Below are 25,322 nucleotides of genomic sequence, written 5' to 3'. Positions count from 1 at the left end.
ATCAAAGGGCGCGCCACTCGAGCGGAATCCACTTCCAGTCATCATCCGCCTCGGTGCCTGCCGGCAGCGTCAGCGCGAACTGGCCGTAGCGGCCCATGGCGCGAAGCTTGGGCAGCAGGTGAGTGTCGGCGGCGTTGCGAAATACTGGCTCGTAGTTGGCCGGCAAACTGTCCAGGGTTTCCTGTTCGAGCAGACGCGACAGACCCTCGGGTGCCAGATAGCCGGGCACCAGGCCATCGGCAGGCAGCACCTCGGCAAGCGGCGGAAAGCGTTTACCAAGCGTATCGAGCGCCTTGTCCACCAACCGGTCATCCAGCGAGAACAGCAGCGTCTGCCCCTGACGCGCCAGGCTCACGCGGAAGAAGCTGCGGGAGACCATGGCATCGGCTGCCGCGCTCTGCTCGGCCGGGTACTGGCCGAAATTGGAGCCCACCTCGCGGCGCCAGGTATGGCCGTCGGCGGTGCTCTGACTTTCCACCGGGAAGCGGCCGTTTTCGGCATTGGGTTCGAACGCGCCGATCATGCCGTCGAACAGCCCACCGATGGCCTGATCGAGCTCAGGCGTGACGGCTTCGTCGAGGTGAGTGACCAGCAACGGCGAATGCAGTCGTGAGTCGGCGTACCAGCACAGGCCGGCGGTGCTGCCCAGGCGTTTTTCGAGATCTTCGCTGACTTCCTTGCTGGCACCGACACGGGTCAGCAGCCGCTCGGCACTGCCCGGCGCCACGGGAACCGCCACACAGGCGCTGGCGCCCATCGGCATGGCTTTCCAGATCGGCGTGAAATCCAGCCCCGGCTGGTCATCGACTTCGTTAAGAGCCAGGAAGCTGCTCCAGCCGCCCTCGCCTTTTTCGAAACGCAGACCGGCGAAGGCCGGGAAGAAGCGCTGGTAGCCGAGGGCGACATACTCGCCGCTGAGGGAAATGCGCTGCTGCTCCTGCTCACGGGCCTTGAGGCCGAAGCGCTTGGGAAACGGGTTGTCGCCATCGAGCAAGGACTCTACCGACTCCACGGCTTCTCGGCCGAGCTTGTCGTCCTCGCCGAGCAGCATGCCAGGTGAAGACAGCACCAACAGCTTGTCGCCATGGCTGGCCAGCAGCAGCGCACGGTCGCCCAGATAGTTGAGGCGATACAGCGGCACGCTGCTGCCATCGACGCGCAGCTCGCCAGCCTGCTTCAGCTGGCTGTCGTCCAGCGCGATATGGGCCAGCGGCTCAAGCACCTTGGCCAGGCCGCCGCGCTGCATGACCATCAGGAAATGCTTGAGCTTGCCATCGGCGCCCTTCCACAGAGCGACATCGGCGGGCTGGTCGAGCAGCTCGTCGAGCAGGTTGTCACGCAACTTCAGGTCGCGCTCGTAGATGATCCGCCGCAGGCTGCCAACCAGCCCGAGGCGGTCAGCGTTGTGCTCGTAGTAGAAGACGAAGTCTTCGGTAAGGGTGTCGCGCAGCAGCGGCACCGCCAGCAGATCCTTGGGCAGACCGCTGAGCGAGGCACTCTCGATCAGCGCATCGGGGTGCTGCAGATCCAGGCCCAGGGCACTGCGTTCACCCAGCTCGCGGGAATCCTGGCCGCAGGCGGCAAGCAGCACAGCCAGCGCCAGTGTAGAGACGCGCTGCAAGTGGGCGGTGATCATCCGGTTCATAAAAAGTCCCAGTTCATCCGAGCATCGGGTTCAATAATTGAAAGATTTGACGAAAAGCAGCTCGCCAATGGCGCGTAGCGGCACCAGGAACGTCTCGCGCTTTTCGTTGACGGTGTTCTCGTTGAAAATCAGGTTGATCTGCGCGGTGATGATCTCGTTCTGGTTGCTGCCAGCGTCGAAGTTGTAACCACCGCTACCCAGGTTGCCCCAATAATTCACGTAGATCAGATAGGTACCCTGCAGCGGCGCGGTCATGGTGAACATTTCCGGGCCGGGGCCATCGACGCTGTCGACATCCAGGCCACCGCCATTGGTCAGCACCGGCCGACTCCAGAAGGCGTGCTGACCATCCGGGGTGACCACGTGCAGGTCGAGCTCGGCCTTGGGATCGTCCCAACCCAGCACGATGCGCATGCGCGCTGGCGTGCGCAGGTTGTTGGCTTCATAGAATTGAATGCGTTTGAGCGACTGCCCCTCGCCTGCCACCAGCTCGACGCTGTTGGAGCCGGCGCCGAAGGCATAAGGCCGGGCGAAACGGCCCTGCTCGTCGGTGTACAGCGGCAGTGGGTTGCCATTGACCACCAGCCGATGGGGCGGGCGCAACTGGCCGATGTTCTGCAGAGTGCCCTCGATCATGCTCCGGCCACGCTGGGCGCCACGGTCGATGGGCGGAGTCGGGTACGCGACGCGTGCTTCGTCGGCACCGTTATTGAGGCCGTGATAACGCCAGCCGCCGCTGGGGCCTTGCAGCGATACAGAGGGGTCGGCCTGGGTCATGGGAGGCATCAGGACAACGTACAGAAGCAGCACGCGACGCACAAGCCGGGCATGGGCCCGAACGAGCCGAAACGACCCTCGTCGCGAATATGGACGAACCACTGCACTGCACTCCTTGTGCTGGCTCAGGCTCGACAGCCTGGCATCCGCACTTCACATCGTAGGCTCATTAGTAGGCGACAGCGCACCTTCATCGACGATCAAACACTGCCGAGGCGTCGTCACATGAGGTTACACGCAGGCAAAGGATGCTAACCATTTACCCCACAACTAACAATCGTGGCACGCGCGAATCGGCACTGGATCACAGACCAGAACACGCCGTTAGCGCCACTCGTTATGAACAGGTGATCACTAAATCCACCCCGACCACTGCAATAGCAGCAGCCCGACGTTGGTGGTGATCACTGCCGCCAGGGTTGTGATGACGATGATCGCGGCCGCAAGCTGATAGTTGCCGTTCATTGCCCGCGCCATAACGAAGCTGGCGGCGGCCGTGGGGCTGGCGAAATACAGAAAAAGGATCGCCAAATCGGCGTCACGAAAACCGCATGCCCAGGCCCCCAGGGTCGCGAACAGCGGCAGCCAGACCATTTTCATCAGGCTCGAACCGACTGCCACGCCACTACTTTCACGCAGCGAAGTCAGCGACAAGGTGCCACCGATGCAAATCAACGCCAGCGGCAGGGTCATCTGTGCAAAGTACTCGCCAGACACCATCGCCCAATGCGGCAGCGGAATTTGCCAGTAGGCAACCGGGATGGCCAACAACACGCCGATGATCGGCGGGTTGGTGATGATGCCCTTGCACAGCGCCCGCCAGTCAGCCTTAACACCTGGTGCATAGACAGTCAGAACGATCGCCGAAAGCACGTTGTAGCAAACGATCACCACGCCGCCGAGCACCGCGCCGACCGACAGGCCATAGTCGCCATACATACTGGCGGCCAGCGCCAGACCGACGATGCCGTTGTTACCGCGAAACGCCCCCTGGGTGTAGATGCCGCGTTCGGCCATCGGACAGCGCCAGATCGCCCAGCCCCAGGCGATGACGAAACTGATCAGGGTGGCCAATACGAAATAACCGATCAGCGCTGGCTTGAGCGCCGTGCCCAGATCCGCCTTGACGATGCTGAGGAACAGCAGCGCCGGCATGGTGCCGCGAAACACCAGAGACGAGGCGGTGTCGATGAATGCGTCGTTTATCCAGCGCAGCCGCTTGAGCAGCACGCCGAGAAACAGCATGGAGAAAACCGGAGCAGTAATGCCGAGGGTTTGCTGAAGCACGGCGAGCATGGAAGTCCCGGGAGCGGAAAGGTGGCGGCTGCAACCGACAGCGCGCCTGAGCATCAGGCACGTCGGTAGGGCTGCTAATCATAGCAAAGCAAGCGCTATGCGGGCCTCCAAGGCAGCAATAATCGCTCAAGCGACGGCCGTTTTCTTGCGCGGCAAGGCATAACTTTAAAAGTATCAATCCGATACCTTATATATATTTTTAATCTCGACTTGTTGCTTTTAATCTGCAGTGCGCCGCCACTCGACTGGCGACATACGAATAACAACAATGAATCGAGACCTTCAAAATGATCAGATGCGCCTCGCGTTTGACCGCTGCGCTCGCAGCCGGTACGACCCTCGCCCTGCCACTCGCCGCTCAGGCAGCGTTTCTCGAAGACAGCAAAGCCACCCTCGAACTACGCAACTTCTACTTCAACCATGACTTCCGCCAGGATGGTGCCAGCCAGTCCAAGCGAGATGAATGGGCTCAGGGCTTTTTGCTCAATTACCAGTCGGGCTTTACGGAGGGCCCGGTAGGCTTCGGTGTCGACGCAATGGGCTTGCTCGGCCTGAAGCTGGACTCGGGCCCGGATAGGCAAAACACCGGCTTGCTACCTGTAGGTAACGACAAGGCCCCGGACGACTACAGTCAGCTGGGCGTGGCAGCCAAGGCTCGCCTGTCGAAAACCACCCTGCACGTCGGCACCCTGATCCCCAAGCTGCCGACTGTGCTACCCAGCGATTCGCGCCTGTTGCCGCAGACCTTTCGCGGCACGCAACTGCAATCGAAAGAGCTCGCTGGCCTTACCTTGGATCTTGGTCGCCTGACCCAGAACAGCTTGCGCAATGCCAGCGCAAGCGATGACATGCTGGTCGCCGGTAAAGGAATCAGCGGAGGCCGGGCCAGCGACGAGTTCAACTTCGGCGGAGCCAGCTACAAGTGGAATAAGAACCTCACTACAGCCTACAACTACGGCCACCTCGACCAGAACTACAAACAGCACATCGTCAATCTCAGGCACCGCCTTCCCCTGTCAGGGGATCAATCCATAGACAGCGACATCCGCTACGCCCACTCAAGCAACGACGGCAACAGCAATGTCGATAACAAGGCATTCGGTGCCAAGTTCACCTACAACCTGGGCGGGCACTCCTTTGGCATGGCCTATCAGCAGATGGATGGCGAAACGGGCTTCCCGCATATCGAGGGTACCAACTCCTACCTGGTCAACTACGTGATGATCTCAGCGGACTTCGCCAGCCCCAACGAACGCTCCTGGCAGGCACGCTACGACTATGACTTCACCGCTCTCGGCATTCCCGGCCTGAGTTTCATGACCCGTTACTTAAGCGGCGACAATTTCGAGCGCGCAGGCGGTCGCGAGGGTAAAGAGTGGGAGCGCAACACAGACATCGGTTACGTGGTGCAAACCGGCGCCCTGAGAAATCTGGGCATCAAGTGGCGTAATGGCAGCTACCGCAGCAATGGCGGCAACGATGTGAACCAGAACCGCCTGATCATCAGCTACACCTTGCCGCTTTTCTGACAAAACCTCACTGCGATCCGACCGGAGAAAACGCCATGCAACCCAGAAAAACCCTCATTGCCCTATCGGTGGCTTATGCCTTGCTTTTCGCCCACGGCGTGCAAGCAGCCAACACCGCTGACCTACCCTGCCGAACCACGGCAGAGTGTGCGGCGCAGGCGGAAAAGATCGGCGCCACCGTCGATGGAAAAGCCCCCAAAGGCGGTGCTTACGAAGACCAGTTCGACTGGATGAACCGCATCAACAAAGCATCGATCGTCATGCTTACCGAAGAGGGAATCGTCGATGCGCCGCTAGGTCGGCGAATCGCTGGCGGCGTGCAGCACGTTATCGACCAGGCGCAACAGCCGCACGGCAAACGCCCCAGTGATGTGCTGCAGGTGGAAAAGATCATGATCGACAAGATTGGCCCCGAAGCGTCGCTGATCCACTCAGGACGCAGCCGCCAGGACATGTACGCCACCTATCGCCTGGCCGTGCTGCGCGGGCAAATATTGGACTACAGCGACGCGTTGAATGCCACCCGCAGCAGCCTGCTGAAGATCGCCGCAGACCATGTCGATACCCTGGTTCCTGCCTACACCAACGGCGTGCAGGCGATGCCGATCAGCTACGCGCACTACCTACTGGCTTTCGCGGCATCCTTCGAGCGCGACGCCGAGCGCGTTCGCCAGCTCTACGCTCGTTTGAATCTCAGCCCAATGGGCACAGCGGTTCTCGCCAACTCCGGCTGGCCGCTGAATCGAGAACGCCTGGGCGAACTACTGGGCTTCGACGGCGTACGGGAAAACTCCCTGGATGCCGGGCAGATCTCTACCTTTGACATTCCTCTGGAGGCAGCTGGCATCGCGTCATCCTCGGCGATTCGCGTCGGGGCGCTGATTGGCGACATCCACACCCAGTACCACCAGACGCGCCCCTGGCTGCTACTCGATGAAAGCTCGACCTACAGCAGCAGCGCCATGCCGCAGAAGCGCAATCCGGGCCTGCTGATGCGTACCCGCGAATCAGCCTCAGACGTGGTCGGCCTGGCAGGGGCGACCACTCTCCGCGCGCACAATGTCACGACCGGCATGACCGACTACAAGGCGGCTTTCGAATCTCTGGAGCTATTCACCTCGGCCACGGACATGTTCGAGCGACTGGACAAGGTTTTGGCCGCACTGGTAATCAATCCCGAGCGCGCCATGGAGGAGCTCGACGCGGACTGGACGACGTCCATGGAGCTGGCCGATACCCTGGAACGCGAACACAAGGTGCCGTTCCGTATCGGCCACAGTTTCGCCTCCATGATTGTCGGAGAAGCTCGCGACAAGGGGCTGCTGCCGAAAGATTTTCCTTACACCGATGCACAGCGGCTATACGCCAAAGCCGCGCAGAAATACAAATGGAAAACCGAGCGGCTGCCGCTGGACGAGGCGGCCTTCCGAGCCACGCTGTCACCGCGCAACATGGTAGAAACACGCAAGGGCACTGGCGGCCCCCAGCCAGCCGAAGTCAAGCGCATGCTGACCGAGGCAGGTCAATCGCTAGATACAGACCAGGCCTGGATGCAGGAGCGCCGTCAACACTTGCTGGATGCAGACAAGGCGCTGGACGACGCCTTCGGCAAGCTGGCACGTGACGCTAACTGACACGGAGCGGCGACCGGCCACTACCGGTTGCCGACTGAGCGATGTTCCGCCAAGCACTGCTCACAGCGCTGCTCGTATTGATCGCTGCGCTTAACGGCGCAGCGGTGAAAACCGCCAAGCCTGCTTCGGCGAATATGAAGTCAGTTCAGATACTGCGTCTGGCCGACGAGGGCCACACTTTCGCCCTGCTGGTCAGCGCCAGTGCCGATCTGTACAACCCGCCCACAGACATTCGGCAGGTAGTGGTACGACTACAGAGCACAACAGCTCATTCTCCCGAGCAAGACCTGCATCAGGTCCTGCTCCTTACCGTGCACTTTCTCGATGCCGATGACCAACGTCTGCAGCCTGACATGCCTGGCTGGCACGCTGACGGCTGGAGCCGCGGCGAGGCGTCGACCGCCGGATATCATGGAATAACCGCGCTAAGCGTGTTGCGTGGCCTGATCAATCATCTTGAGCGACGTCGGCACTTCCCTGCCTTGCGCGAAATAATCCTGCTGGGCGATGGCATCGGCGCCAAACTGCAGCACCTTCATGTACAACGGCCTGACCTGTCACTTGAGGCATGGCAATGATTCAGCTGCTTGCGAAGACTCAGCCCAGCACGCGGCTCAATCTTGCGCGATCCTGAGCGTCATGCCAGCGGGCGAGCACCAGGCACGCGACGCAATTGCCCAACACATTGGTCAACGAGCGACACTTCATTAGCCGCTCGACGCCGACGAGAATACCCAGCGCCTCCAGCGGCACTATCTGAACCACGCTCAGCGTCGCGGCAAGCGTGATGAACGCCGAACCCGCTACGCTGGTCGCCCCCAGGGAAGTGAACAGGCTGACCAAAAGCAGAGTGAGCAACTGTTGGATAGTCAGGTCGACATGAGCCAATTGTGCGAGGAACAGCACGGCGACGCCCAGATAAAGGTTGGTGCCATTGAGGTTGAAGTTATAGCCAGCCGTGAGGATCGGACGCACCAATTGACTGTCGCAACCGGCCGCTTCCAGCTTGTCGATCAAGCGAGGCAGTGCCGCAACGGATGAACCCGTTGCGGCCACCAGCAGCAGCTCCTCCCTGACATGGACGATCAGACGCAGCAGGCTCGCTCCAGCCAGCCTGGCCATCAACGCCATCACCAGCGCGATGAACAGCAGACAGGTGGCATAGGCAACGCCGACGAACTTGAGCAGCGGAACGGCTGCGCCTGGACCGTGCTTGCCGATGGTGAATGCAATGGCCCCAAACGCCGCCAAAGGAGCGAAGAGGACAATAACGCGCATCAGCCTGAAGACCAGGCCGACCGAGGTATCTAGCGCTTGCCGCCACACCAGCCCTCGCTCGCCGGCACGTCCCAGCAACACGCCCACCAGAAATGCGGCGAGCAGCGTCTTGAGAATGATGCTTTGGGCGAATGCGGCCCACAGCAGCGCCGGAATCTGCGCAAAGAACTGGATATTGATCGGCGCCATATCCACCGCAGAGGCTTCGGCGCCGGCCATGGCATCGCCGCCGGGCCGCAACAACGCAGCCACGGACAACCCACAAGCCAACGACAGCAAAGACATCAGCTGCCAATAGGCAACTGCCTTGAGGCCGAGGTGAAGGGTCGCGCCATCACCCCGCATACGTGCCACGCTCGAACAGATCAGCACGAATATGACAACCGGCGTCACCAGACCCACGCTGGTAATGAACAGGTCGCTGAGAGGTTTCATCTGAGTGGCCAGCGCTGGCCGCCAGACACCCAGCAAGCCGCCAAACGAAACGGCCAGCACGATTAGGGTAACGCGGGAACGGGCAAGACGAACGATCATCGGAGCCTGATATTTTTATTATTCGCTTACGGTAGAGCACCGAGCATGTTGCTCCATCCTATCCCACCAGGAATCGATTCGATATTGTGTGTCGCCGTCGCACAGTGGCCCTATCAATTTTTCTCGAGGCGAACACTGAATGGAACTCCGCCACCTTCGCTACTTCGTTATGGTCGCGGAGGAAAAGCACTTCACACGCGCCGCAGCCCGACTGGGTATACAACAGCCGCCGCTGAGTCAGCAGATTCGGGCGCTCGAGCAAGAGCTGGGCTTCGAGTTGTTTATGCGTCACGCCAAAGGGGTCGACCTCACGACCGGTGGCGAGATTTTCTTACGTGAAGCAAAGGAGATTTTGCAGCACGTGGAGCGGGCCACCACCATGGCAGCCCACACGGCGCAGGGTATTGTGGGTACTTTGAGTGTCGGATTCACCAGCTCAGCCGCATCGCACCCTTTGATTCCCCGAATAATTCGTGAATACCGGAAAAGTTATCCAGGCGTGAACATCACGCTGCACGAAGGAAACGCGGGCGATCTGACCGATCAGGTCACCAACGAACGGGTCGATGTCGGCATCCTCCGCGCACCGGTATCGAGCCCGCAGGGCGTGCAGTTTCATCGGCTGTTCAATGAGGAGATGTTATTGGTCTTGCCGGCTGGCCATCCCCAACTGAAGGGGCCTGGCGAAGCATCCATCGCTCTGAAAGACCTGTCCGGCGAGCACTTCATTCTGGTTCGTCGACCTGGCGCACCGGGTATGTATGCCAATCTGATGCAAGCCTGCCGCAACGCGGGCTTCGAACCGAAGATAGCATTTGAAATCGAACGCATGCTGACCAACGTCAGCCTGGTTGCTGCTGGCGCCGGCATTTCAGTGGTGCCGGCATCCATGAAAGGCTTTCACGTGGACAGCGTCGCCTATCGCCGAATCCGCGATGCCAAACCCCGCCTGGTTGCACCAATCACGCTGGCGAGCCGGAGTTTTAATCAGTCACCGGCTACCGGCAATTTCATCCAGTTGGCTCGTCATTTGAGCAGCCTGTACCGCAAGGAACAGATCGCACTCACGAACTGAGCGCACCGCAAGCGTTCATGGCAACACACGGTACTCAGCGACGAACGGGGCGCTTCTGCAGTTTGCGCTGCAGGGTACGGCGATGCATACCGAGGGCACGGGCAGTCGCCGAGATGTTGCCTTCGTGCTCGGCCAGTACGCGCTGGATGTGCTCCCACTGCAGGCGATCCACCGACATGGGATTTTCCGGCACCAGGGTGTCGAGGTCGGCATGCTGAGTCAGCAACGCGGCGAGCACGTCGTCGGCGTCCGCGGGCTTGCACAGATAGTTGCAGGCACCGCGCTTGATGGCCTCCACTGCAGTGGCGATGCTCGAATAGCCGGTGAGAATCACCACGCGCATTTCGGCATCCAGTTCCAGCAGCTTGGGCAGCAGCACCAGGCCGGAATCGCCTTCCATTTTCAGGTCGAGCACGGCGTAATCCGGCAAGTCCTGCGTGGCGATGGCCAGGCCTTCCTCAGCGGAGGCAGCGGTCGTTACACGCAAGCCACGACTGCTCATGGCCCGCGCCATCACGCGGGTGAAGGTAGGGTCATCATCGACCAGCAGCAGATGGGGTTGTTCTTCACTGTCCAGCAGCGCTTCGTCACTCATACATCACTCCTTAACTCAGGCCCGAACGTAAGCCCGTGGCAGCTTGAGCTCGGTGAGCGTGCCGCCTTCTTGATGGTTATACAGCTTCACCGTGCCACCGGCGCGAGTCACGCTGGCCTGGCTGAGGAACAGCCCGAGGCCAAATCCCTTGCCCTTGCCTTTGGTGGTGAAGAACGGCCGGCCCAATTGCTCGGCAATGGCCAAGGGTACACCCGCACCGTAGTCACGGATGGCAAGCCGTACCCACTGATGATCCCAGTCCAGGCAAATCTGCAGGTTCTCCGGGCAGGCATCGGCGGCGTTGTTGAGCAAGTTGAGCAGCGCCTGGGTCAGATCTGCCGGAGGCATCAATTGTGGCGGCTTGCCGACACCCAGGCACTCATAACGATAGCTGGCCTCAGGCCGCATCAAGTGCCAGCGATTCAGGGTGGTTTCCAGCCAGTCCACCGAGGACATTTCCACCACGGCCTGGCGGCGATCCGCTTCGGCGGCGCGTACCAGTTGCTGAAGCGTTTCCTTGCACAGCTTGACCTGCTCCTGGAGCAGCGCCAGGTCTTCCTGCAGCAGTGGGTTCTGGTGCTCGCGGCGCAGCTCCTTGATCAGCACGCTCATGGTAGACAAGGGCGTACCGAGTTCGTGAGCGGCGCCAGCGGCCTGGGTGGCTACGGCCAGCAGTTGCTGATCACGCATACCCTGCTCACGACGCTCGGCGCGCAGTTTTTCCTGCTGGCGCAGTTCTTCGGCCATCTTGGCGACAAAGAAAGTGATCAGCCCCGCCGCCAGGGCGAAGCTCAGCCACATGCCGTAGACCAGCAGGCTTTCCCGCGGCCCGACCGGCAACTGCAGCGGGTGCGACCACATCAATAGCAGCGTGTAGGAGGCCAGCGCCATGCCCGCGAGGGTCATGGTGAACAGCCACGGCAGTGTCGCTGCGGCAATGGTCAGCGGCACCAGATAATAGGAAACGAAGGGGTTGGCCGAGCCGCCCGAATAATAGAGCAGCACGCTGTGAATGATCAGGTCGAAACCGAGATGGATTGCGTACTCGGCCTCGGTCACCGGCCAGGGGCCACGCAGTCGCAACGCGGTGAGCAGGCACAGCACCAGCGAGGCCCCAAGGGTGATGCTCAACTGCAGCCAGGGCAGCGGCAGCAACTCGGACTTGTAGGCAAGACCAACCGAACCGGCCTGCGCAGCCAGCACCAGGAAACGGATCAGGGTCAAACGCCACAGGTTCTGGCGACTGGCGGACAGCAGTTGTACGGGGGCGAGCATCTATACTCCTCTATGCTCGTTGGCGAGCCTGTCGAGTATAACCAAGCCCGCCAACGGCCTGATGCGGCAACGCGCCGCAGTCGTACGATGATTGCCGGCCCAGGCACCTGATAAAAAAGTCACCTGCCGAAAATAGCGGTCAGAGATGGGCAGATATTTTTTCAACTGAGCTTAACCCGAATCGCCAAGTCGCCTCGTCTACCCTCATGAACACGGCCGTTCAGCCGTACACGTCATCGATAAGGAACCACCATGCAGCCACTGTCCCGCCTCGCCACTGCTCTGGCCTTCACCACAGCTAGCCTGTTCAGCATTGCCGCCCAGGCCGATGAGCCCCGCTACAACCAGATTTCCCTCAGCACCCAGGTCAGCCATGAAGTAGCCCACGACCTGATGCAGGTCACCCTGTACACCGAGGCCCAGCACAAGGATCCTGCCGCCCTCGCCGCGGAAATCACCCGCATCCTCAATGCCGGGCTGACCCAGGCCCGAGGTGTGAAAGGCGTCAGCGTTTCCCAAGGCAGCCGCAACAGCTATCCGGTCTACAACGAGAAGGGTGAGGAAATCAGTGCCTGGCGCGAGCGTGCCGAGATCCGCCTGGAAAGCGCCGACTTCGCTGCCCTCTCCAAGCTGACCGGCGACATGCTCAAGACCCTGAAAATGGGCGGCATGAGTTTCAGCATCGCCGACGCCACGCGTAAGAAAGAAGAGGACGCGCTGATCAAGGACGCCGTTGCGGCCTTCAAGGAACGTGCGCAGTTGACCACCGAAGCTCTGGGCGGCAAGAGCTACAAGCTGGTCAGCCTGGGCCTCAACAGTGGCGGCTTCGTGCGCCCACCGATGCGCATGGAAGCCATGAAGGCCGCATCGTTCTCCAGCGACAGCGTGACCCCGGAAGTCGAAGCCGGTACTAGCCAGGTAACCCTTAGCGCTGACGGCGTTATTGAAATTCAGATGCCCTGAAACGGAGCAGGCACCGCTGTCACTCGACAGCGGTGCCTGCGCGGCATCACCGCCGAAATACGGCCTTTACTCACCGTCGTGTCACCTATTCTCCGCAGAATTATTTTCCCTCCCCATATTCGGCATATCCCGTGCATAGAGCTGAACAAGGTCTAGTGTTAACGGACGCATCTCCACGATTTGGAGAATGCATCTGTTGCTCTTGAAGACCCCTCACCAAAACCATAATAGACATGAGGTAAGCATGCGTAAGAATGCCGTTATTCAGGCTTTTGTAGCCGCGGGGCTGATCGCCAGTGCACCGTTCGCCATGGCTGCCAGCACCCTGGTGTACTGCTCGGAGGGCAGCCCAGCCGGCTTCGACCCTGGGCTCTATACCACGGGTACCGACTTCGATGCCGGTGCAGAAACCATCTTCAACCGCCTTTCGCAGTTCGAGCGCGGCGGCACTGCCGTCGTACCCGGGTTGGCAGAGAAGTGGGACATCAGTGAGGACGGCCTCACCTATACCTTCCACCTGCGCGAAGGGGTGAAGTTCCACACCACCGAGTACTTCAAGCCGAGTCGCGAATTCAACGCCGACGACGTGTTGTTCACGTTCAATCGCATGCTTAGCAAGGATGATCCGTTCCGTAAGGCCTACCCCACCGAGTTCCCCTACTTCACCGACATGGGCATGGACAAGAACATCGCCAAGCTCGAGAAGGTCGACGAGCACACGGTGCGCTTCACCCTGAACACCGTCGATGCGGCCTTCATTCAGAACATGGCGATGAGTTTCGCCTCGATTCACTCGGCCGAATACGCGGCGCAGTTGCTCAAGGCTGGCAAAGCCTCAGACATCAACCAGAAGCCCATCGGCACCGGGCCATTCGTGTTCAGCCGCTACCAGAAAGACTCGCAGATTCGTTACAAGGGCAACACCGAGTACTGGCTGCCCGAGGACGTGAAGATCGACAACCTGATCTTCGCCATCAACACCGATCCGTCGGTGCGCATGCAGAAACTGCGTGCTGGCGAGTGCCACGTTAGCGTATTCCCGCGCCCAGCCGACCTCGAAGCCCTGAAAAAGGATCCGAAACTGCAGATGCCCGAGCAGGCCGGTTTCAACGTCGGCTACCTGGCTTACAACACCGAGCACAAGCCGTTCGACAAGCTGGAAGTGCGCCAGGCCATGGACATGGCGGTCAACAAGCAGGCGATCATCAATGCCGTGTACCAGGGCGCCGGGCAGATTGCCGTGAATGGCATGCCGCCGACCCAGCTGGTCCTATGACGACACCATCAAGGACACCCCCTACAACCCGGAAAAGGCCAAGGAATTGCTCAAGGCTGCGGGCGTGAAGGAAGGCACCGAGATCACCCTGTGGGCCATGCCCGTGCAGCGCCCGTACAACCCCAACGCCAAGCTAATGGCCGAGATGCTCCAGGCCGACTGGGCCAAGATCGGCATCAAGGCGCGCATCGTCAGCTACGAATGGGGCGAGTACAACAAACGCGCCAAGGCCGGCGAACACGACGCGCTGCTGATCGGTTGGGACCGGTGACAACGGTGACCCCGACAACTGGCTGAGCGTGCTGTACGGCTGTGATGCCATCGGCGGCAACAACTACAGCCGCCTGTGCAACAAGGAGTTCGACGGGCTGCTGAAGAAGGCCAAGGCGATCAACGATCGTGAAGAGCGTACCGTGCTCTACAAACAGGCCCAGCATCTGCTCAAGGCCGACGTGCAGAACACGCCCATCGCCCACTCCACGGTGTATCAGCCGATGAGCATCCGGGTTAAGGACTTCAAAATCAGCCCGTTCGGGATCAACTCCTTCTACGGCGTGAGCATCGAATAACGCTGCAGGCAGAATGAAAACGCCCGGCCAATTGGCCGGGCGTTTTCGTTTCTAAGACCCTGCTCACAATCTTCAGGATCGACTTCAGCGCTTTGCCTGCAAGAGGGCGTAGGCGGACGGCGGCGATCTCGTGGGAGGGGCCGGGCGGCGATCCGCTTTAGCCGCAAGCTCTTTGCTCTTCAATAGAGCTCGCGGCTAAAGCCCCTCCTACAAAAAGAAAGCTCTGCATCCACCGTCCGCTCCTGCCTTATAGCAGTCTCTTTATGTCGCCTAAAAAGATCGGCTCTAAGGACGGTTCAGGCGTTCAACCCGAACGGGTCGTCCACCGAATGGCTCGGCTGGGTAAACCAGCGTGGGCCGTTGGCGGTCATGTAGAAGTGATCTTCGAGGCGAACGCCAAACTCGCCCGGCACGCAGATCATCGGCTCGTTGCTGAAACACATGCCTTCGGCCAGCGGCGTGTCATCGCCACCGACCAGATAGGGCCCCTCGTGGATGTCCAGACCGATACCGTGGCCGGTACGGTGCGACAAGCCTGGCAATTTGTAGCCTGGGCCAAGCCCGGCAGCTTCCAGGCTGCGCCGCGCGGCGGCGTCCACGGAGGCACACGACGCACCGATTATGGCGGCTTCGAACGCGGCCTGCTGAGCAGCCTTCTCCTTGTCCCAGAACTCGCGCTGACGCGCGCTGGGGGTACCGAACACGTAGCTGCGGGTGATGTCCGACAGGTAGCTGTGCACCTGGCAGCCGGTGTCGATCAACACCATGTCACCGTCCTTGAGGTGCTGCGCGTGCTTGACCCCGTGCGGAAAGGCACTGGCCGGCCCGAACAGCACGATGCAGAAGATCGAGCCCGGCGCGCCGACCTTGCGGTGGGCCTGGCGAATGAACTCGGTTACCTCGGTCGTGCTGATACCTTCGCGAAGAATGCTCGCGGCGGCCTTGTGCACTTCCAGGGTCATGTCCTTGGCACGTTGCATCAGAGCGATTTCCGCCGCTGATTTATGCTGCCGACAGGCCGTGGTGATACGCCCGGCATCGACGAAACGGTAACCGTTGGTCAGTTGGCGAATGCCTTCAAACATGAAAAAAGGCAAAGAAGAACAAAGACCTACCTGAGGTTGCGCACCATCATTGGGCGCTACGCCCAAGCGCCGTAGGCACCTCAGCAGGAGCGCATAAGGGCTTTCATGCTCTTCCCAGGTATTGATGACGCCCGGCACGACCTGAAAGTCGAGCACGGTGCCTTCTTCGAATGTGGGAGCCAGATACTCCAGCACGCCATCCGCCGGCAAAATCGCCCCGACCATTCGTTCGCTGGGGTTCCACTTAACGCCAGTGAAGTACTGCAGGTTGCTACCTGCCGAGAGGAACAGAGCGGAAATACCCTGCTCACGCATCAGTACCTGAGCCCGTGCGATGCGTGCCTGGTATTCCGCATCACTGATCGGCACGCTGCCGGTCGTCATGTCCTGCAAACGTGCCAACGCCTGCTCTGGCGTGCTGCCGCCCACTCCCAGTGTCATCTGCGCATCCTCTTCTTGGGCCTGCAACGGGCATCGTCGACAGGTCGATCGCTACGGCAGAATTTAAGTGCAGCTTAAATTTTGGTCAAAGTATTTTTCAGTCAGACTTAAAAAGGATCTGCCGCTCAAGCTGAAGTCCCTGCAGCTCATGGGTATACTGCGACGATCCGAACAGCGAGCCCCTTTCATGACCGCAGATCGCATTGGCGAACGCTTGCGCCGTTACCGGCGGGCCGCCGGCAAGACCCTCAACCAGGTAGCGGCAGATGCCGGCCTGACCGCCAGCTTCCTGTCCCAGGCAGAGCGCAACCTCACCGGCGTGTCACTGTCATCCCTGGCGAGCATTGCCAAATCCCTCGAAGTGCCGCTCAACGTCCTGTTCGATCAGCCTGCCCAGGCGCAGCCGGATTCCCACGTCAACGAGCGGGTTCGCTATACCGTGGGCGGCCAGCTGCTGGCCTACGAACGCCTGTCCAGCTCGTTCCCCGGCAACTCGATCAACGCGGTGAAGATGAACATCCCGGTGGGCTACCAGTCGGAGCTGATCGCCCACGAGGGCGTGGAGTTCTCCTACGTGCTTACCGGGCAGATCGTCTACACCATCGAGGGGCGCGACTATCCCCTCGGGCCGGGCGACTCGGTGCATTTCGACGCGGGCAAACTGCACCGCCTGGCCAATGCTGCAGATGCTCCTGCCGAAGTACTGACCATGACCACCATGGCGCTTTTCGACGACCGCCCTGCCAACGAGTGAATTTCGCCCCAATTCAGGGCAATTATGCGCAATGTTAGTGCTGCTTAATTTTTGTTGACCGAAATTTCAGCATGACTTAATTTCGAGTTCGACCCGGTGGGCTATCCGCCTTCACCGCATTCCGAGCTCGCGCTGAACCCAGGCGCGAACAAAAAGAAAAAGAGGTTCGCATGCGCATGTCTCCCCTGTGTAAGGCTCTGCTCACCGCAGGACTGCTCACCAGTGCTTCGCTCGCCCAGGCCAGTAACCTGGTGTATTGCTCCGAAGGCAGCCCGGGCGGTTTCGACCCTGGCCAGTACACCACCGGTACCGACTTCGATGCGGCTTCGGAAACCATCTTCAACCGCCTGGCGGAATTCGAGCGCGGCGGCACCAAGGCGCAACCGTCTCTGGCCAGCTCGTGGGACATCAGCGAAGACGGCCTGACTTACACCTTCCATCTGCGTGAAGGGGTCAAGTTCCACACCACCGACTACTTCACACCGACCCGCGACTTCAATGCCGACGACGTGCTGTTCACCTTCCAGCGCATGCTCGATCGCAACCACCCGTTCCGCAAGGCGTACCCGAGTGAGTTCCCGTACTTCACCGACATGGGCCTGGATAAGAACATCGCCAAGGTCGAGAAGACCGACGACAAGACCGTGGTCTTCACCCTCAACGCCGTGGACGCCGCCTTCGTGCAGAACCTGGCGATGAGCTTCGCCGCCGTGCATTCGGCCGAGTATGCCGACCAGTTGCTCAAGGCCGGCAAGGCCGCTGACATCAACCAGAAGCCTATCGGCACTGGCCCATTCGTATTCAGCCGCTACCAGAAAGACGCGGTGATCCGCTTCAAGGGCAACAAGGAATATTGGGCGCCCGAACTGGTGAAGATCGACAACCTGATTTTCTCGATCAACACCGATGCTTCGGTACGTGCACAGAAGCTGCGCGCCGGTGAGTGCCACGTGACCCTCAACCCGCGCCCGGCCGATCTCAAGGCCTTGCAGGCGGACAAGAATCTCAACGTACCGACCGAGCCTGGCTACAACGTCGGCTACATCGCCTACAACGTCACCCGCGCGCCATTCGACAAGCTCGAAGTGCGTCAGGCGCTGGACATGGCGGTGAACAAGTCAGCGATCATCGACGCCGTGTACCAGGGCGCCGGCCAGCTTGCCGTGAACGGCATGCCGCCGACCCAGTGGTCGTATGACGAATCGATCAAGGACGCCGCCTACAACCCGGAAAAAGCCAAGGAACTGCTCAAGGCTGCCGGCGTGAAAGAAGGCACCGAGATCACCCTGTGGGCCATGCCCGTTCAACGCCCGTACAACCCTAATGCCCGTCTGATGGCCGAGATGCTGCAGAGCGACTGGGCCAAGGTCGGCATCAAGGCTCGTATCGTCAGCTATGAGTGGGGCGAGTACATCAAGCGCGCCCATGCCGGCGAGCACGACGCCATGCTGATCGGCTGGACCGGTGACAACGGTGACCCCGACAACTGGCTCGGCACCCTGTACGGTTGCGCCTCGGTAGACGGCAACAACTTCTCCAAGTGGTGCGACGCCGAGTACGACAAGCTGGTAGTAGCCGCCAAGCGCGTCACTGACCAAGAAGAACGCAGCGAGCTGTATCGTCAGGCTCAGGTGGTTCTCAAGCGTGAAGTGCCGATCACCCCGATCGCCCACTCCACGGTCTACCAACCGATGCGCACCAGCGTCAAAGGCTTCCAGATCAGCCCCTTCGGGCGTAACAGCTTTATCGGTGTGAGCAACGACTGATACCGTCGCGCACCGTTCTCGAACGGCGAACCCGGGCAAAACGCCCGGGTAACGTCGTGGTCGAACAGCTAACCTGCAAGTAAGCGAAGGAATCGCCAGAATTCCCTGCTGCTCGATGCCGTCCTGATTAGGAGTTACCCACCCCCATGCTGAGTTTCATTGCGCGCCGCCTGGGCCTGCTGATTCCCACCTTTTTTGGCGTCACCCTGCTGACCTTCGCACTCATTCGCATGATTCCTGGTGACCCCGTGGAAGTGATGATGGGCGAACGCCGGGTAGATCCGCAGATGCACGCCGAAGCCATGGAACGCCTGGGCCTGAACAAGCCGCTGTACGCTCAGTACATCGACTACATCAGCCAACTGGCGCGGGGTGACCTGGGCGAATCGCTGCGGACTCGCACGCCGGTCTGGGACGAATTCACCACCCTGTTTCCCGCCACCCTGGAACTGACCCTGGCCGCCCTGCTGTTCGCCGGCACCTTAGGGCTGATCGCCGGGGTTATCGCTGCACTGAAGCGCGGCTCTCTGTTCGATCACGGCGTGATGGGCATCTCACTCACCGGCTATTCGATGCCCATTTTCTGGTGGGGCCTACTACTGATCATGTTCTTCTCGGTATGGCTGGGCTGGACGCCCGTATCCGGGCGCATCGACCTGCTCTACGACATACCGCCGGTGACCGGCTTCATGCTCATCGACACCCTGCTTTCCGATGAAGACGGCGCCTTCATCGATGCCCTGCGCCACCTGATTCTGCCGGCCATCGCGCTGGGCACCATCCCGCTGGCGGTGATCGCCCGCATGACCCGCTCGGCGATGCTCGAAGTGCTGCGCGAAGACTATGTACGTACTGCACGCGCCAAGGGCCTGTCGCCCGCCCGCGTGGTGTTCATCCACGGCCTGCGCAATGCGCTGATTCCGGTGCTGACCGTGTTTGGCCTGCAGGTCGGTACGTTGCTGGCCGGCGCTGTGCTGACCGAAACCATCTTCTCCTGGCCAGGCATTGGCAAGTGGTTGATTGAGTCGATCGGCGCCCGTGACTACCCGGTGGTGCAGAACGGCATCCTGTTGATCGCCTGCCTGGTGATCCTGGTCAATTTCGTGGTGGACATCCTCTATGGATTGGCCAACCCACGCATCCGCCATCAGCGCTGAGAGCCGGCCATGACCCTTGAAACCAAGACAGTCGTAGGGTGGACGACGCCTCATCCGTCTACCAACCGTAATCCGAAATGGTGGATGGGTGAAGCGTCATCCACCCTACCCACCGGCCATTATCGCGAAAGACAAAGCATCGAGGCGCTAGCATGACCTCAACCACAACCACGCCTCTCGACCAGAGCCTGCTCTACCCGTCACCAATGAAGGAATTCTGGAGCGCCTTCAGCCATAACAAGGGCGCCGTGGCCGGTCTCGGCTTCATGGTGTTGATTGTGTTCTGCGCCTTGTTTGCCCCATGGATCGCGCCCTACTCGCCCAGCGAACAATTTCGCGATGCCCTGCTGACACCGCCGGTGTGGCTGGACGGTGGCCAGTGGCGCTTTTTCCTCGGCACCGACGAGGTCGGCCGCGACCTGCTTTCGCGGCTGATCCACGGTGCTCGCCTGTCGATGCTGATCGGCCTCGCCTCAGTGATCATCTCGCTGATTCCCGGGTTACTGCTGGGCTTGGTGGCGGGCTTCTTTCCGCGCCTGATGGGGCCGTCCATCATGCGCCTGATGGACATCATGCTGGCCCTGCCGTCGTTGCTGCTGGCCGTGGCCATCGTCGCCATCCTCGGCCCAGGGCTGATCAACACGGTGATCGCCATCGCCATCGTCTCGCTGCCTTCTTACGTCCGCTTGACCCGCGCTGCAGTGATGGGCGAATTGAACCGCGACTACGTCACCGCCGCACGCCTGGCCGGCGCCAGCCTGCCGCGCCTGATGTTCATCACCGTGCTGCCCAACTGCATGGCACCGTTGATCGTGCAGGCGACCCTGAGTTTTTCCTCGGCAATCCTAGACGCCGCTGCCCTGGGCTTCCTCGGCCTGGGCGTGCAACCGCCAACACCCGAGTGGGGCACCATGCTGGCGTCGGCCCGCGACTATATCGAGCGTGCGTGGTGGGTCGTCACGCTGCCAGGGCTGGCGATTCTGCTCAGCGTGCTGGCGATCAACCTGATGGGCGACGGCCTGCGCGATGCGCTGGATCCCAAGCTCAAGAACGCGATCTGAGGAGGCCGACCATGAATAACCTCCGCATTACTAGCCATCAGGCGCCTAGCCCACAGACGGAGGCCGCCCGATGAGCCTGCTGGAGATCCGCAACCTGAGCGTGCGCTTCGGCGACGCCAACGCCGTGCCGGTGGTCGATGGTCTCGACCTGAACGTCGACAAGGGAGAAGTGCTGGCCATCGTCGGCGAGTCCGGTTCTGGCAAATCGGTGACCATGATGGCGCTGATGGGCCTGATCGACGCACCTGGCATCGTCCGCGCAGATCGCCTGGTATTCGACGGCACCGACATGCTCACCCTCAAGGGTCGGCAGCGGCGTCATATTGTCGGCAAGGATCTGTCGATGATCTTCCAAGATCCGATGACCGCGCTGAACCCCAGCTTCACCGTCGGCTTCCAGATCGAAGAAGTGCTGCGCCAGCACCTCGGCCTCAAGGGCAAGGCAGCTCGTCAGCGCGCCCTGCAACTGCTCGAACGGGTAGAGATTCCGGGCGCGGCCAGCCGCCTCGAGGCCTATCCGCATCAGCTGTCCGGCGGCATGAGCCAGCGCGTCGCGATCGCCATGGCGATCGCTGCCGAGCCCAAACTACTGATTGCCGATGAACCCACCACCGCCCTTGACGTAACGATTCAAGCGCAGATCATGGAGCTACTGCTCGATTTGCAGCGCGAGCAGAACATGGGCCTGGTGCTGATCACTCACGACCTGGCCGTGGTCGCCGAAACCGCCAACCGGGTCTGCGTGATGTACGCCGGCCAGGCTGTGGAGCTGGGCCAGGTGCCGATGCTGTTCGATGCGCCGACCCATCCCTACACCGAAGCGCTGATCAAGGCGATTCCCGAACATAGCCTGGGCGCCACGCGCCTGTCGACTCTGCCCGGCATCGTGCCTGGGCGCTATGACCGGCCCAAAGGTTGCCTACTCTCGCCACGCTGCCCCTACGTACAGCCGAGCTGCCATGAACGCCGCCCGGCACTGGAACCCCATGAGCGTGGCGCCGTGCGCTGCCATTTCCCGCTCAATCTGAATGCCGAGGTGGCGTGATGACGACCGTCCTGACCGCACGCCAATTGACGCGTCACTACGCCGTGTCCCAAGGGCTGTTCAAACCCAGCGCCACAGTACAGGCACTCAACGGCGTGTCTTTCCAACTGGAGGCAGGCAAGACCCTGGCCGTGGTCGGTGAATCCGGCTGCGGCAAATCCACCCTGGCGCGCGCCCTGACGCTGATTGAAGAGCCCTCCTCGGGCTCGCTGCAGATCGCCGGCAATGAGGTGAATGGCGCCAGCGCACAGACCCGCAAGCAATTGCGCCGCGATGTGCAGATGGTCTTCCAGAACCCCTACGCCTCGCTCAATCCGCGGCAGAAGATCGGTGATCAACTGGCTGAACCGCTGGTGATCAACACCAGCCTGTCGCGCACTGAACGACGTGAGAAAGTTCAGGCGATGATGAGCCAGGTCGGCCTGCGCCCCGAGCATTACCAGCGCTACCCGCACATGTTCTCTGGCGGCCAACGCCAGCGCATAGCCCTGGCCCGCGCCATGATGCTCACCCCCAAGGTGCTGGTGGCCGATGAGCCGACCTCGGCGCTCGACGTGTCGATCCAGGCCCAAGTGCTCAACCTGTTCATGGATCTGCAGGAAGAGTTCAAGACCGGTTACGTGTTCATCTCCCACAACCTCTCGGTGGTGCGCCACGTGGCGGACGATGTACTGGTCATGTACCTCGGCCGTCCGGCGGAAATCGGCCCCAGCGAGCGTATCTACGAACGCCCGCTGCATCCGTACACCAAGGCGCTGCTGTCGGCCACGCCGACCATCCATCCGGATCCGAGCAAACCGAAGATCAAGATCGTCGGCGAGCTGCCCAACCCGCTGAACCCGCCATCGGGCTGCGCCTTTCACAAGCGCTGCCCCTACGCCACCGAACGCTGCGAGGCAGAACTGCCGCTGCTACGCCCGCTCGATGGCCGCGAAGTAGCGTGTCACCACGCCGAGCAGTTGGCTTAATAAACGTCTCGCCTGTAGCGCCCTTGCTCGACAAGGGCGTCGACAGCCTCGTCGCCCAGCACCTCGCGCAACACGATATCCACGCCACCCGCCATCCCTTGCAAACTGCCGCACACGTACACGGCGGCGCCGTCCTGCACCCAGCTACGCAGTTCGTCGGCAGCCTCGCGCAAGCGATCCTGCACGTAGATGCGTTGCGCCTGATCACGTGAGAAAGCCAGATCCAGACGCTGCAGTTGGCAGCCACTCACCCAGCCCTGCAGCTCGTCACGGCAGTAGAAGTCGTGCTCGGCACTGCGCTCGCCGAACAGTAGCCAGTTGCGCGTATGACCGGCAGCGATGCGTGTTTTTAGCAGGCTGCGCAGACCGGCCAAGCCCGTGCCATTGCCTATCAGGATCACCGGCCGATCATCCGCGGGAACATGAAAACCGCTGTTGCGTCGCACCCGCGCCAGCAGCTGTGCGCCAACCAACAGGTGCTCGGTCAACCAGCCGGAGCCCGCGCCCAACTGCCCGTTGCCCAGGTGTTGCCGGCGCACGATCAGCTCCAGCTTGCCGTCCTCGGGCAAGGAGGCGATGGAGTACTCACGGCTCGGCAGCGGCACCAGCGCATCGAGCAGCGCCTGGGCATGCAAACCGACCAGATGGCTGGCGCTATGCGGCAACTGGCGAGCGCTCAATGCCTCGCCGAGCGTGTGGCCCAATGGCTCGATGACCACGGACTCCAGCGCCTGTAAACCATGCTCGTGCAACCAGCGACTGACCTGTGCCGCGCCATTGCGCGGCACAATCTCCAGGATATCGCCAGCCTCCCACAAGGCTCCGGGCGGAGGCTGCAAGCCAATCAGCCAGGTGCTCTGGCCCTGGCCGAGGGGGTTGAGGCATGTACGCTCGTGCAGCGTCCAGCCATCGAAGGGCACCTGTTGCACGGGCAGCGGCTGCACCCCGGTCAGGTCAGCCAATTGCTGCTGCCAGCCGAGCAGCGCTTGCTCGTCATCGCCGTCAACCTCGATACGCTCACCGAGACGCTGGGCACCGCGACTGCTCAACCAGTCGTCGAGGCGCCGGGCGAAGCCGCAGAACTGGCTGTACTGCCGATCACCGAGGGCAAGTACCGCGTAGCGCAGGTGCGGTAGATCCAGCGTCGCCGCCAGCCATTGTTTTTCGACGCCGCGCGCGCTGTCCGGCGCCTCGCCATCACCGAAGGTACTGACAACCAGCAGTGCACGGGGCGTGGCGCTCAGCCTGGCGGTATCGATGCGCGCCAGCGGCTGCACCTCCACCGTCATGCCGGCGGCCTGCAATTGCCCGGCGGTCTGCCAGGCCAGTTGCTCGGCGAAGCCACTCTGGCTGGCGAACCCCACCAGCCAGGATTCACCACCCTCGCTACCAGCCAGCGCCTGCCGAGCAGCCAGCGCCGCACGCTTCTTGCGTCGCCTGTCCAGATACAGCAACCAACCGGTAATAAAGAACAATGGCATCAGCAGGCTGGCGACCATCATCAGCACCCGCCCGATCATGCCGAAGTACTCACCAGTGTGCAGGGCGTAGACGCTGGCCAGCAGTTGCGCCTTGAACGACTTCTCGGCGTAGCGCTCGACCTGTTTGGCTTCGCCGGTCAGTGGGTCGAGCTGCATCTGATTGAAGGCGCGAGTGTGCTCGGCGTCGCGCAGCATGAAGAACACCCGCGCCGGCTGGCCGAGCGCATTGGGCAGTTGCAGGCTGTAAACGCCGAGCTTGTCGCCCGCCGTTCGCTGAATGCCTTGCCAGAGGTTCGCGTAGTTCACCTCAGGCATTGGCTGACCATCGGCTGGCGGGCCGCGTCGTCCACGCCCCTCGCCTGCCTCACGCGGCGTATCGCTGAGCAGGGTTTCCAGGCCGCTGCGGTACCAGTCGTATGACCAATACAGGCCCGTCAGCGCCGCACACAGATAAATCGGCAGGCACCAGGTGCCGACCACCGCATGCAGATCCCAATTGAAAGCACGGCCCTTCTTGGCCCAGTCGAACGTCAGCCAGGCACGCCAGCTGAACACCCGTCGCGGCCAGCGCAGATAAAGCCCGGACAGGCAGAAGAACACCAGGGCGATGGTACAGGCGCCGGTGATCTGCCGGCCCGTCTGCCCCATGGCGAGGAAACGATGCAGTTGCAGCATCAGACCAAAGAACGCCATGCCCCGAGGTTCGCCCAGTGACTCGGCGGTGTAAGGGTCGACGAAGCGCACACCACCGCGTCGCTCGCCCGGCGGCGGCGTCAGGAAAACCCGCGCTGGCTGGCCACCCTCGGTATCCACATAGAGGCCGGACACGCTGATGCCTTGGACCTGCAAGCGCTCGATCATCTCACCGGGTTCGAGCACCGATCCCGGCTGCGCCGTCACCGCCATCTGCGGATTGATCGCCAGCAGGATCTCCTCCTGAAAGCTGTACAGCGCACCGGTCAAGCCCATCAGGGCCAGCACCAGGCCGGCAGTGATGCCAAAAAACCAGTGCAACTGGAAGAGGATTTTCTTGAACACCGGAATCGACTCTGAAAACACGCGCCGCAGTGGAGGAAGTCAGTTGGCTGCCGAGGACGCAGTCAGGGAGCGAACTCATT

19 protein-coding genes and 1 pseudogene are annotated in these 25,322 nt (G+C 61.3%); 12 read left to right on the top strand and 8 right to left on the bottom strand.

Annotated elements, in window-relative coordinates; translation table 11 throughout:
• Position 1: 1 nt before the first annotated feature.
• The 3 genes from ACZ0AI_RS21610 to ACZ0AI_RS21600 form a co-directional block, all read right to left on the bottom strand.
• Positions 2–1,645, bottom strand: coding sequence for a DUF2138 domain-containing protein (locus ACZ0AI_RS21610; RefSeq protein WP_463563628.1), 1,644 nt, complete (start codon positions 1,643–1,645; stop codon positions 2–4).
• Positions 1,646–1,675: 30 nt separating this feature from the next.
• On the bottom strand, positions 1,676–2,464 hold the full coding sequence (locus ACZ0AI_RS21605; protein ID WP_463563627.1) for a YfaP family protein: 789 nt from the start codon (positions 2,462–2,464) through the stop codon (positions 1,676–1,678).
• Between the two features lie 312 nt (positions 2,465–2,776).
• The gene (locus tag ACZ0AI_RS21600) at positions 2,777–3,718 is read right to left on the bottom strand and encodes an AEC family transporter (RefSeq protein ID WP_463563626.1); all 942 of its coding nucleotides are present in this window, start codon (positions 3,716–3,718) and stop codon (positions 2,777–2,779) included.
• 287 nt (positions 3,719–4,005) lie between these two features.
• Between ACZ0AI_RS21600 and ACZ0AI_RS21595 the strand changes: the two genes are divergently transcribed.
• The 3 genes from ACZ0AI_RS21595 to ACZ0AI_RS21585 are packed head-to-tail and all read left to right on the top strand — an operon-like array spanning position 4,006 to position 7,459.
• Entirely contained in the window at positions 4,006–5,247 is a 1,242-nt protein-coding gene (locus ACZ0AI_RS21595) for an OprD family porin (RefSeq protein WP_463570084.1), read from the top strand.
• A gap of 35 nt (positions 5,248–5,282) precedes the next feature.
• Positions 5,283–6,881: an argininosuccinate lyase gene (locus ACZ0AI_RS21590; protein WP_463563624.1), complete on the top strand. Its 1,599-nt coding sequence runs from the start codon at positions 5,283–5,285 to the stop codon at positions 6,879–6,881.
• A gap of 41 nt (positions 6,882–6,922) precedes the next feature.
• The gene (locus ACZ0AI_RS21585) at positions 6,923–7,459 is read left to right on the top strand and encodes a hypothetical protein (protein ID WP_463563623.1); all 537 of its coding nucleotides are present in this window, start codon (positions 6,923–6,925) and stop codon (positions 7,457–7,459) included.
• A gap of 19 nt (positions 7,460–7,478) precedes the next feature.
• Here ACZ0AI_RS21585 and ACZ0AI_RS21580 read toward each other — a convergent pair whose 3' ends face one another.
• A complete protein-coding gene (locus tag ACZ0AI_RS21580) occupies positions 7,479–8,693 on the bottom strand; it encodes a cation:dicarboxylate symporter family transporter (protein WP_463563622.1) in 1,215 nt (404 codons plus the stop codon).
• A 139-nt stretch (positions 8,694–8,832) separates the two neighbouring features.
• Here ACZ0AI_RS21580 and ACZ0AI_RS21575 point away from each other — a divergent pair, with 139 nt between their 5' ends.
• Positions 8,833–9,768, top strand: a complete 936-nt coding sequence (locus ACZ0AI_RS21575) for a LysR family transcriptional regulator (RefSeq protein WP_463563621.1) — start codon at positions 8,833–8,835, stop codon at positions 9,766–9,768.
• A 34-nt stretch (positions 9,769–9,802) separates the two neighbouring features.
• On the opposite strand, the gene ACZ0AI_RS21570 is transcribed toward ACZ0AI_RS21575, so the two are convergent.
• Together ACZ0AI_RS21570 and ACZ0AI_RS21565 are read right to left on the bottom strand one after the other, a co-directional pair.
• Positions 9,803–10,363, bottom strand: a complete 561-nt coding sequence (locus ACZ0AI_RS21570) for a response regulator transcription factor (RefSeq protein WP_463563620.1) — start codon at positions 10,361–10,363, stop codon at positions 9,803–9,805.
• A gap of 15 nt (positions 10,364–10,378) precedes the next feature.
• Complete coding sequence (locus tag ACZ0AI_RS21565; RefSeq protein ID WP_463563619.1) at positions 10,379–11,638, bottom strand: ATP-binding protein; 1,260 nt, start codon at positions 11,636–11,638, stop codon at positions 10,379–10,381.
• A gap of 252 nt (positions 11,639–11,890) precedes the next feature.
• On the opposite strand from ACZ0AI_RS21565, the gene ACZ0AI_RS21560 reads away from it, so the two are divergent.
• On the top strand, positions 11,891–12,601 hold the full coding sequence (locus tag ACZ0AI_RS21560; RefSeq protein ID WP_463563618.1) for an SIMPL domain-containing protein: 711 nt from the start codon (positions 11,891–11,893) through the stop codon (positions 12,599–12,601).
• Positions 12,602–12,845: 244 nt separating this feature from the next.
• Positions 12,846–14,446, top strand: a pseudogene (locus tag ACZ0AI_RS21555) (ABC transporter substrate-binding protein).
• 296 nt (positions 14,447–14,742) lie between these two features.
• On the opposite strand, the gene ACZ0AI_RS21550 reads toward ACZ0AI_RS21555, so the two are convergent.
• A complete protein-coding gene (locus tag ACZ0AI_RS21550; protein ID WP_463563616.1) occupies positions 14,743–15,972 on the bottom strand; it encodes a M24 family metallopeptidase in 1,230 nt (409 codons plus the stop codon).
• A 187-nt stretch (positions 15,973–16,159) separates the two neighbouring features.
• Here ACZ0AI_RS21550 and ACZ0AI_RS21545 point away from each other — a divergent pair, with 187 nt between their 5' ends.
• From ACZ0AI_RS21545 to ACZ0AI_RS21520, 6 genes are all read left to right on the top strand, one after another.
• On the top strand, positions 16,160–16,726 hold the full coding sequence (locus ACZ0AI_RS21545; protein WP_225835301.1) for a cupin domain-containing protein: 567 nt from the start codon (positions 16,160–16,162) through the stop codon (positions 16,724–16,726).
• Between the two features lie 176 nt (positions 16,727–16,902).
• Positions 16,903–18,492: an ABC transporter substrate-binding protein gene (locus ACZ0AI_RS21540; RefSeq protein ID WP_463565990.1), complete on the top strand. Its 1,590-nt coding sequence runs from the start codon at positions 16,903–16,905 to the stop codon at positions 18,490–18,492.
• Between the two features lie 146 nt (positions 18,493–18,638).
• Positions 18,639–19,649 (top strand): ABC transporter permease subunit, encoded by a 1,011-nt coding sequence (locus ACZ0AI_RS21535; RefSeq protein ID WP_463563615.1) that lies wholly within the window; start codon positions 18,639–18,641, stop codon positions 19,647–19,649.
• 152 nt (positions 19,650–19,801) lie between these two features.
• A complete protein-coding gene (locus ACZ0AI_RS21530; protein ID WP_463563614.1) occupies positions 19,802–20,710 on the top strand; it encodes an ABC transporter permease subunit in 909 nt (302 codons plus the stop codon).
• Positions 20,711–20,780: 70 nt separating this feature from the next.
• The gene (locus ACZ0AI_RS21525) at positions 20,781–21,755 is read left to right on the top strand and encodes an ABC transporter ATP-binding protein (protein ID WP_463563613.1); all 975 of its coding nucleotides are present in this window, start codon (positions 20,781–20,783) and stop codon (positions 21,753–21,755) included.
• Entirely contained in the window at positions 21,755–22,723 is a 969-nt protein-coding gene (locus tag ACZ0AI_RS21520) for a peptide ABC transporter ATP-binding protein (protein ID WP_463563612.1), read from the top strand. Before ACZ0AI_RS21525 ends, ACZ0AI_RS21520 begins: the two co-directional genes overlap by 1 nt.
• On the opposite strand, the gene ACZ0AI_RS21515 is transcribed toward ACZ0AI_RS21520, so the two are convergent.
• Positions 22,720–25,242 carry a PepSY domain-containing protein gene (locus ACZ0AI_RS21515; RefSeq protein WP_463563611.1) on the bottom strand — a complete coding sequence of 841 codons (2,523 nt, stop codon included), beginning with the start codon at positions 25,240–25,242 and terminating at the stop codon, positions 22,720–22,722. The two genes, ACZ0AI_RS21520 and ACZ0AI_RS21515, sit on opposite strands and share 4 nt — an antisense overlap.
• Between the last annotated feature and the right edge of the window lie 80 nt (positions 25,243–25,322).

The sequence above is a fragment of the Pseudomonas sp. AC355 genome (genome assembly GCF_979258205.1).
The sequence above is the reverse complement of the archived record's forward strand: the minus strand, read 5'-3'. Positions and strand labels throughout refer to the sequence as shown.

Coding starts and splice junctions, on each gene's coding strand:
- ACZ0AI_RS21610 (WP_463563628.1), bottom strand. CDS start 1,645: ATGAACCGGATGATCACCGCCCACTTGCAGCGCGTCTCTACACTGGCG.
- ACZ0AI_RS21600 (WP_463563626.1), bottom strand. CDS start 3,718: ATGCTCGCCGTGCTTCAGCAAACCCTCGGCATTACTGCTCCGGTTTTC.
- ACZ0AI_RS21595 (WP_463570084.1), top strand. CDS start 4,006: ATGATCAGATGCGCCTCGCGTTTGACCGCTGCGCTCGCAGCCGGTACG.
- ACZ0AI_RS21590 (WP_463563624.1), top strand. CDS start 5,283: ATGCAACCCAGAAAAACCCTCATTGCCCTATCGGTGGCTTATGCCTTG.
- ACZ0AI_RS21585 (WP_463563623.1), top strand. CDS start 6,923: ATGTTCCGCCAAGCACTGCTCACAGCGCTGCTCGTATTGATCGCTGCG.
- ACZ0AI_RS21580 (WP_463563622.1), bottom strand. CDS start 8,693: ATGATCGTTCGTCTTGCCCGTTCCCGCGTTACCCTAATCGTGCTGGCC.
- ACZ0AI_RS21575 (WP_463563621.1), top strand. CDS start 8,833: ATGGAACTCCGCCACCTTCGCTACTTCGTTATGGTCGCGGAGGAAAAG.
- ACZ0AI_RS21570 (WP_463563620.1), bottom strand. CDS start 10,363: ATGAGTGACGAAGCGCTGCTGGACAGTGAAGAACAACCCCATCTGCTG.
- ACZ0AI_RS21565 (WP_463563619.1), bottom strand. CDS start 11,638: ATGCTCGCCCCCGTACAACTGCTGTCCGCCAGTCGCCAGAACCTGTGG.
- ACZ0AI_RS21560 (WP_463563618.1), top strand. CDS start 11,891: ATGCAGCCACTGTCCCGCCTCGCCACTGCTCTGGCCTTCACCACAGCT.
- ACZ0AI_RS21550 (WP_463563616.1), bottom strand. CDS start 15,972: ATGACACTGGGAGTGGGCGGCAGCACGCCAGAGCAGGCGTTGGCACGT.
- ACZ0AI_RS21545 (WP_225835301.1), top strand. CDS start 16,160: ATGACCGCAGATCGCATTGGCGAACGCTTGCGCCGTTACCGGCGGGCC.
- ACZ0AI_RS21540 (WP_463565990.1), top strand. CDS start 16,903: ATGTCTCCCCTGTGTAAGGCTCTGCTCACCGCAGGACTGCTCACCAGT.
- ACZ0AI_RS21535 (WP_463563615.1), top strand. CDS start 18,639: ATGCTGAGTTTCATTGCGCGCCGCCTGGGCCTGCTGATTCCCACCTTT.
- ACZ0AI_RS21530 (WP_463563614.1), top strand. CDS start 19,802: ATGACCTCAACCACAACCACGCCTCTCGACCAGAGCCTGCTCTACCCG.
- ACZ0AI_RS21525 (WP_463563613.1), top strand. CDS start 20,781: ATGAGCCTGCTGGAGATCCGCAACCTGAGCGTGCGCTTCGGCGACGCC.
- ACZ0AI_RS21520 (WP_463563612.1), top strand. CDS start 21,755: ATGACGACCGTCCTGACCGCACGCCAATTGACGCGTCACTACGCCGTG.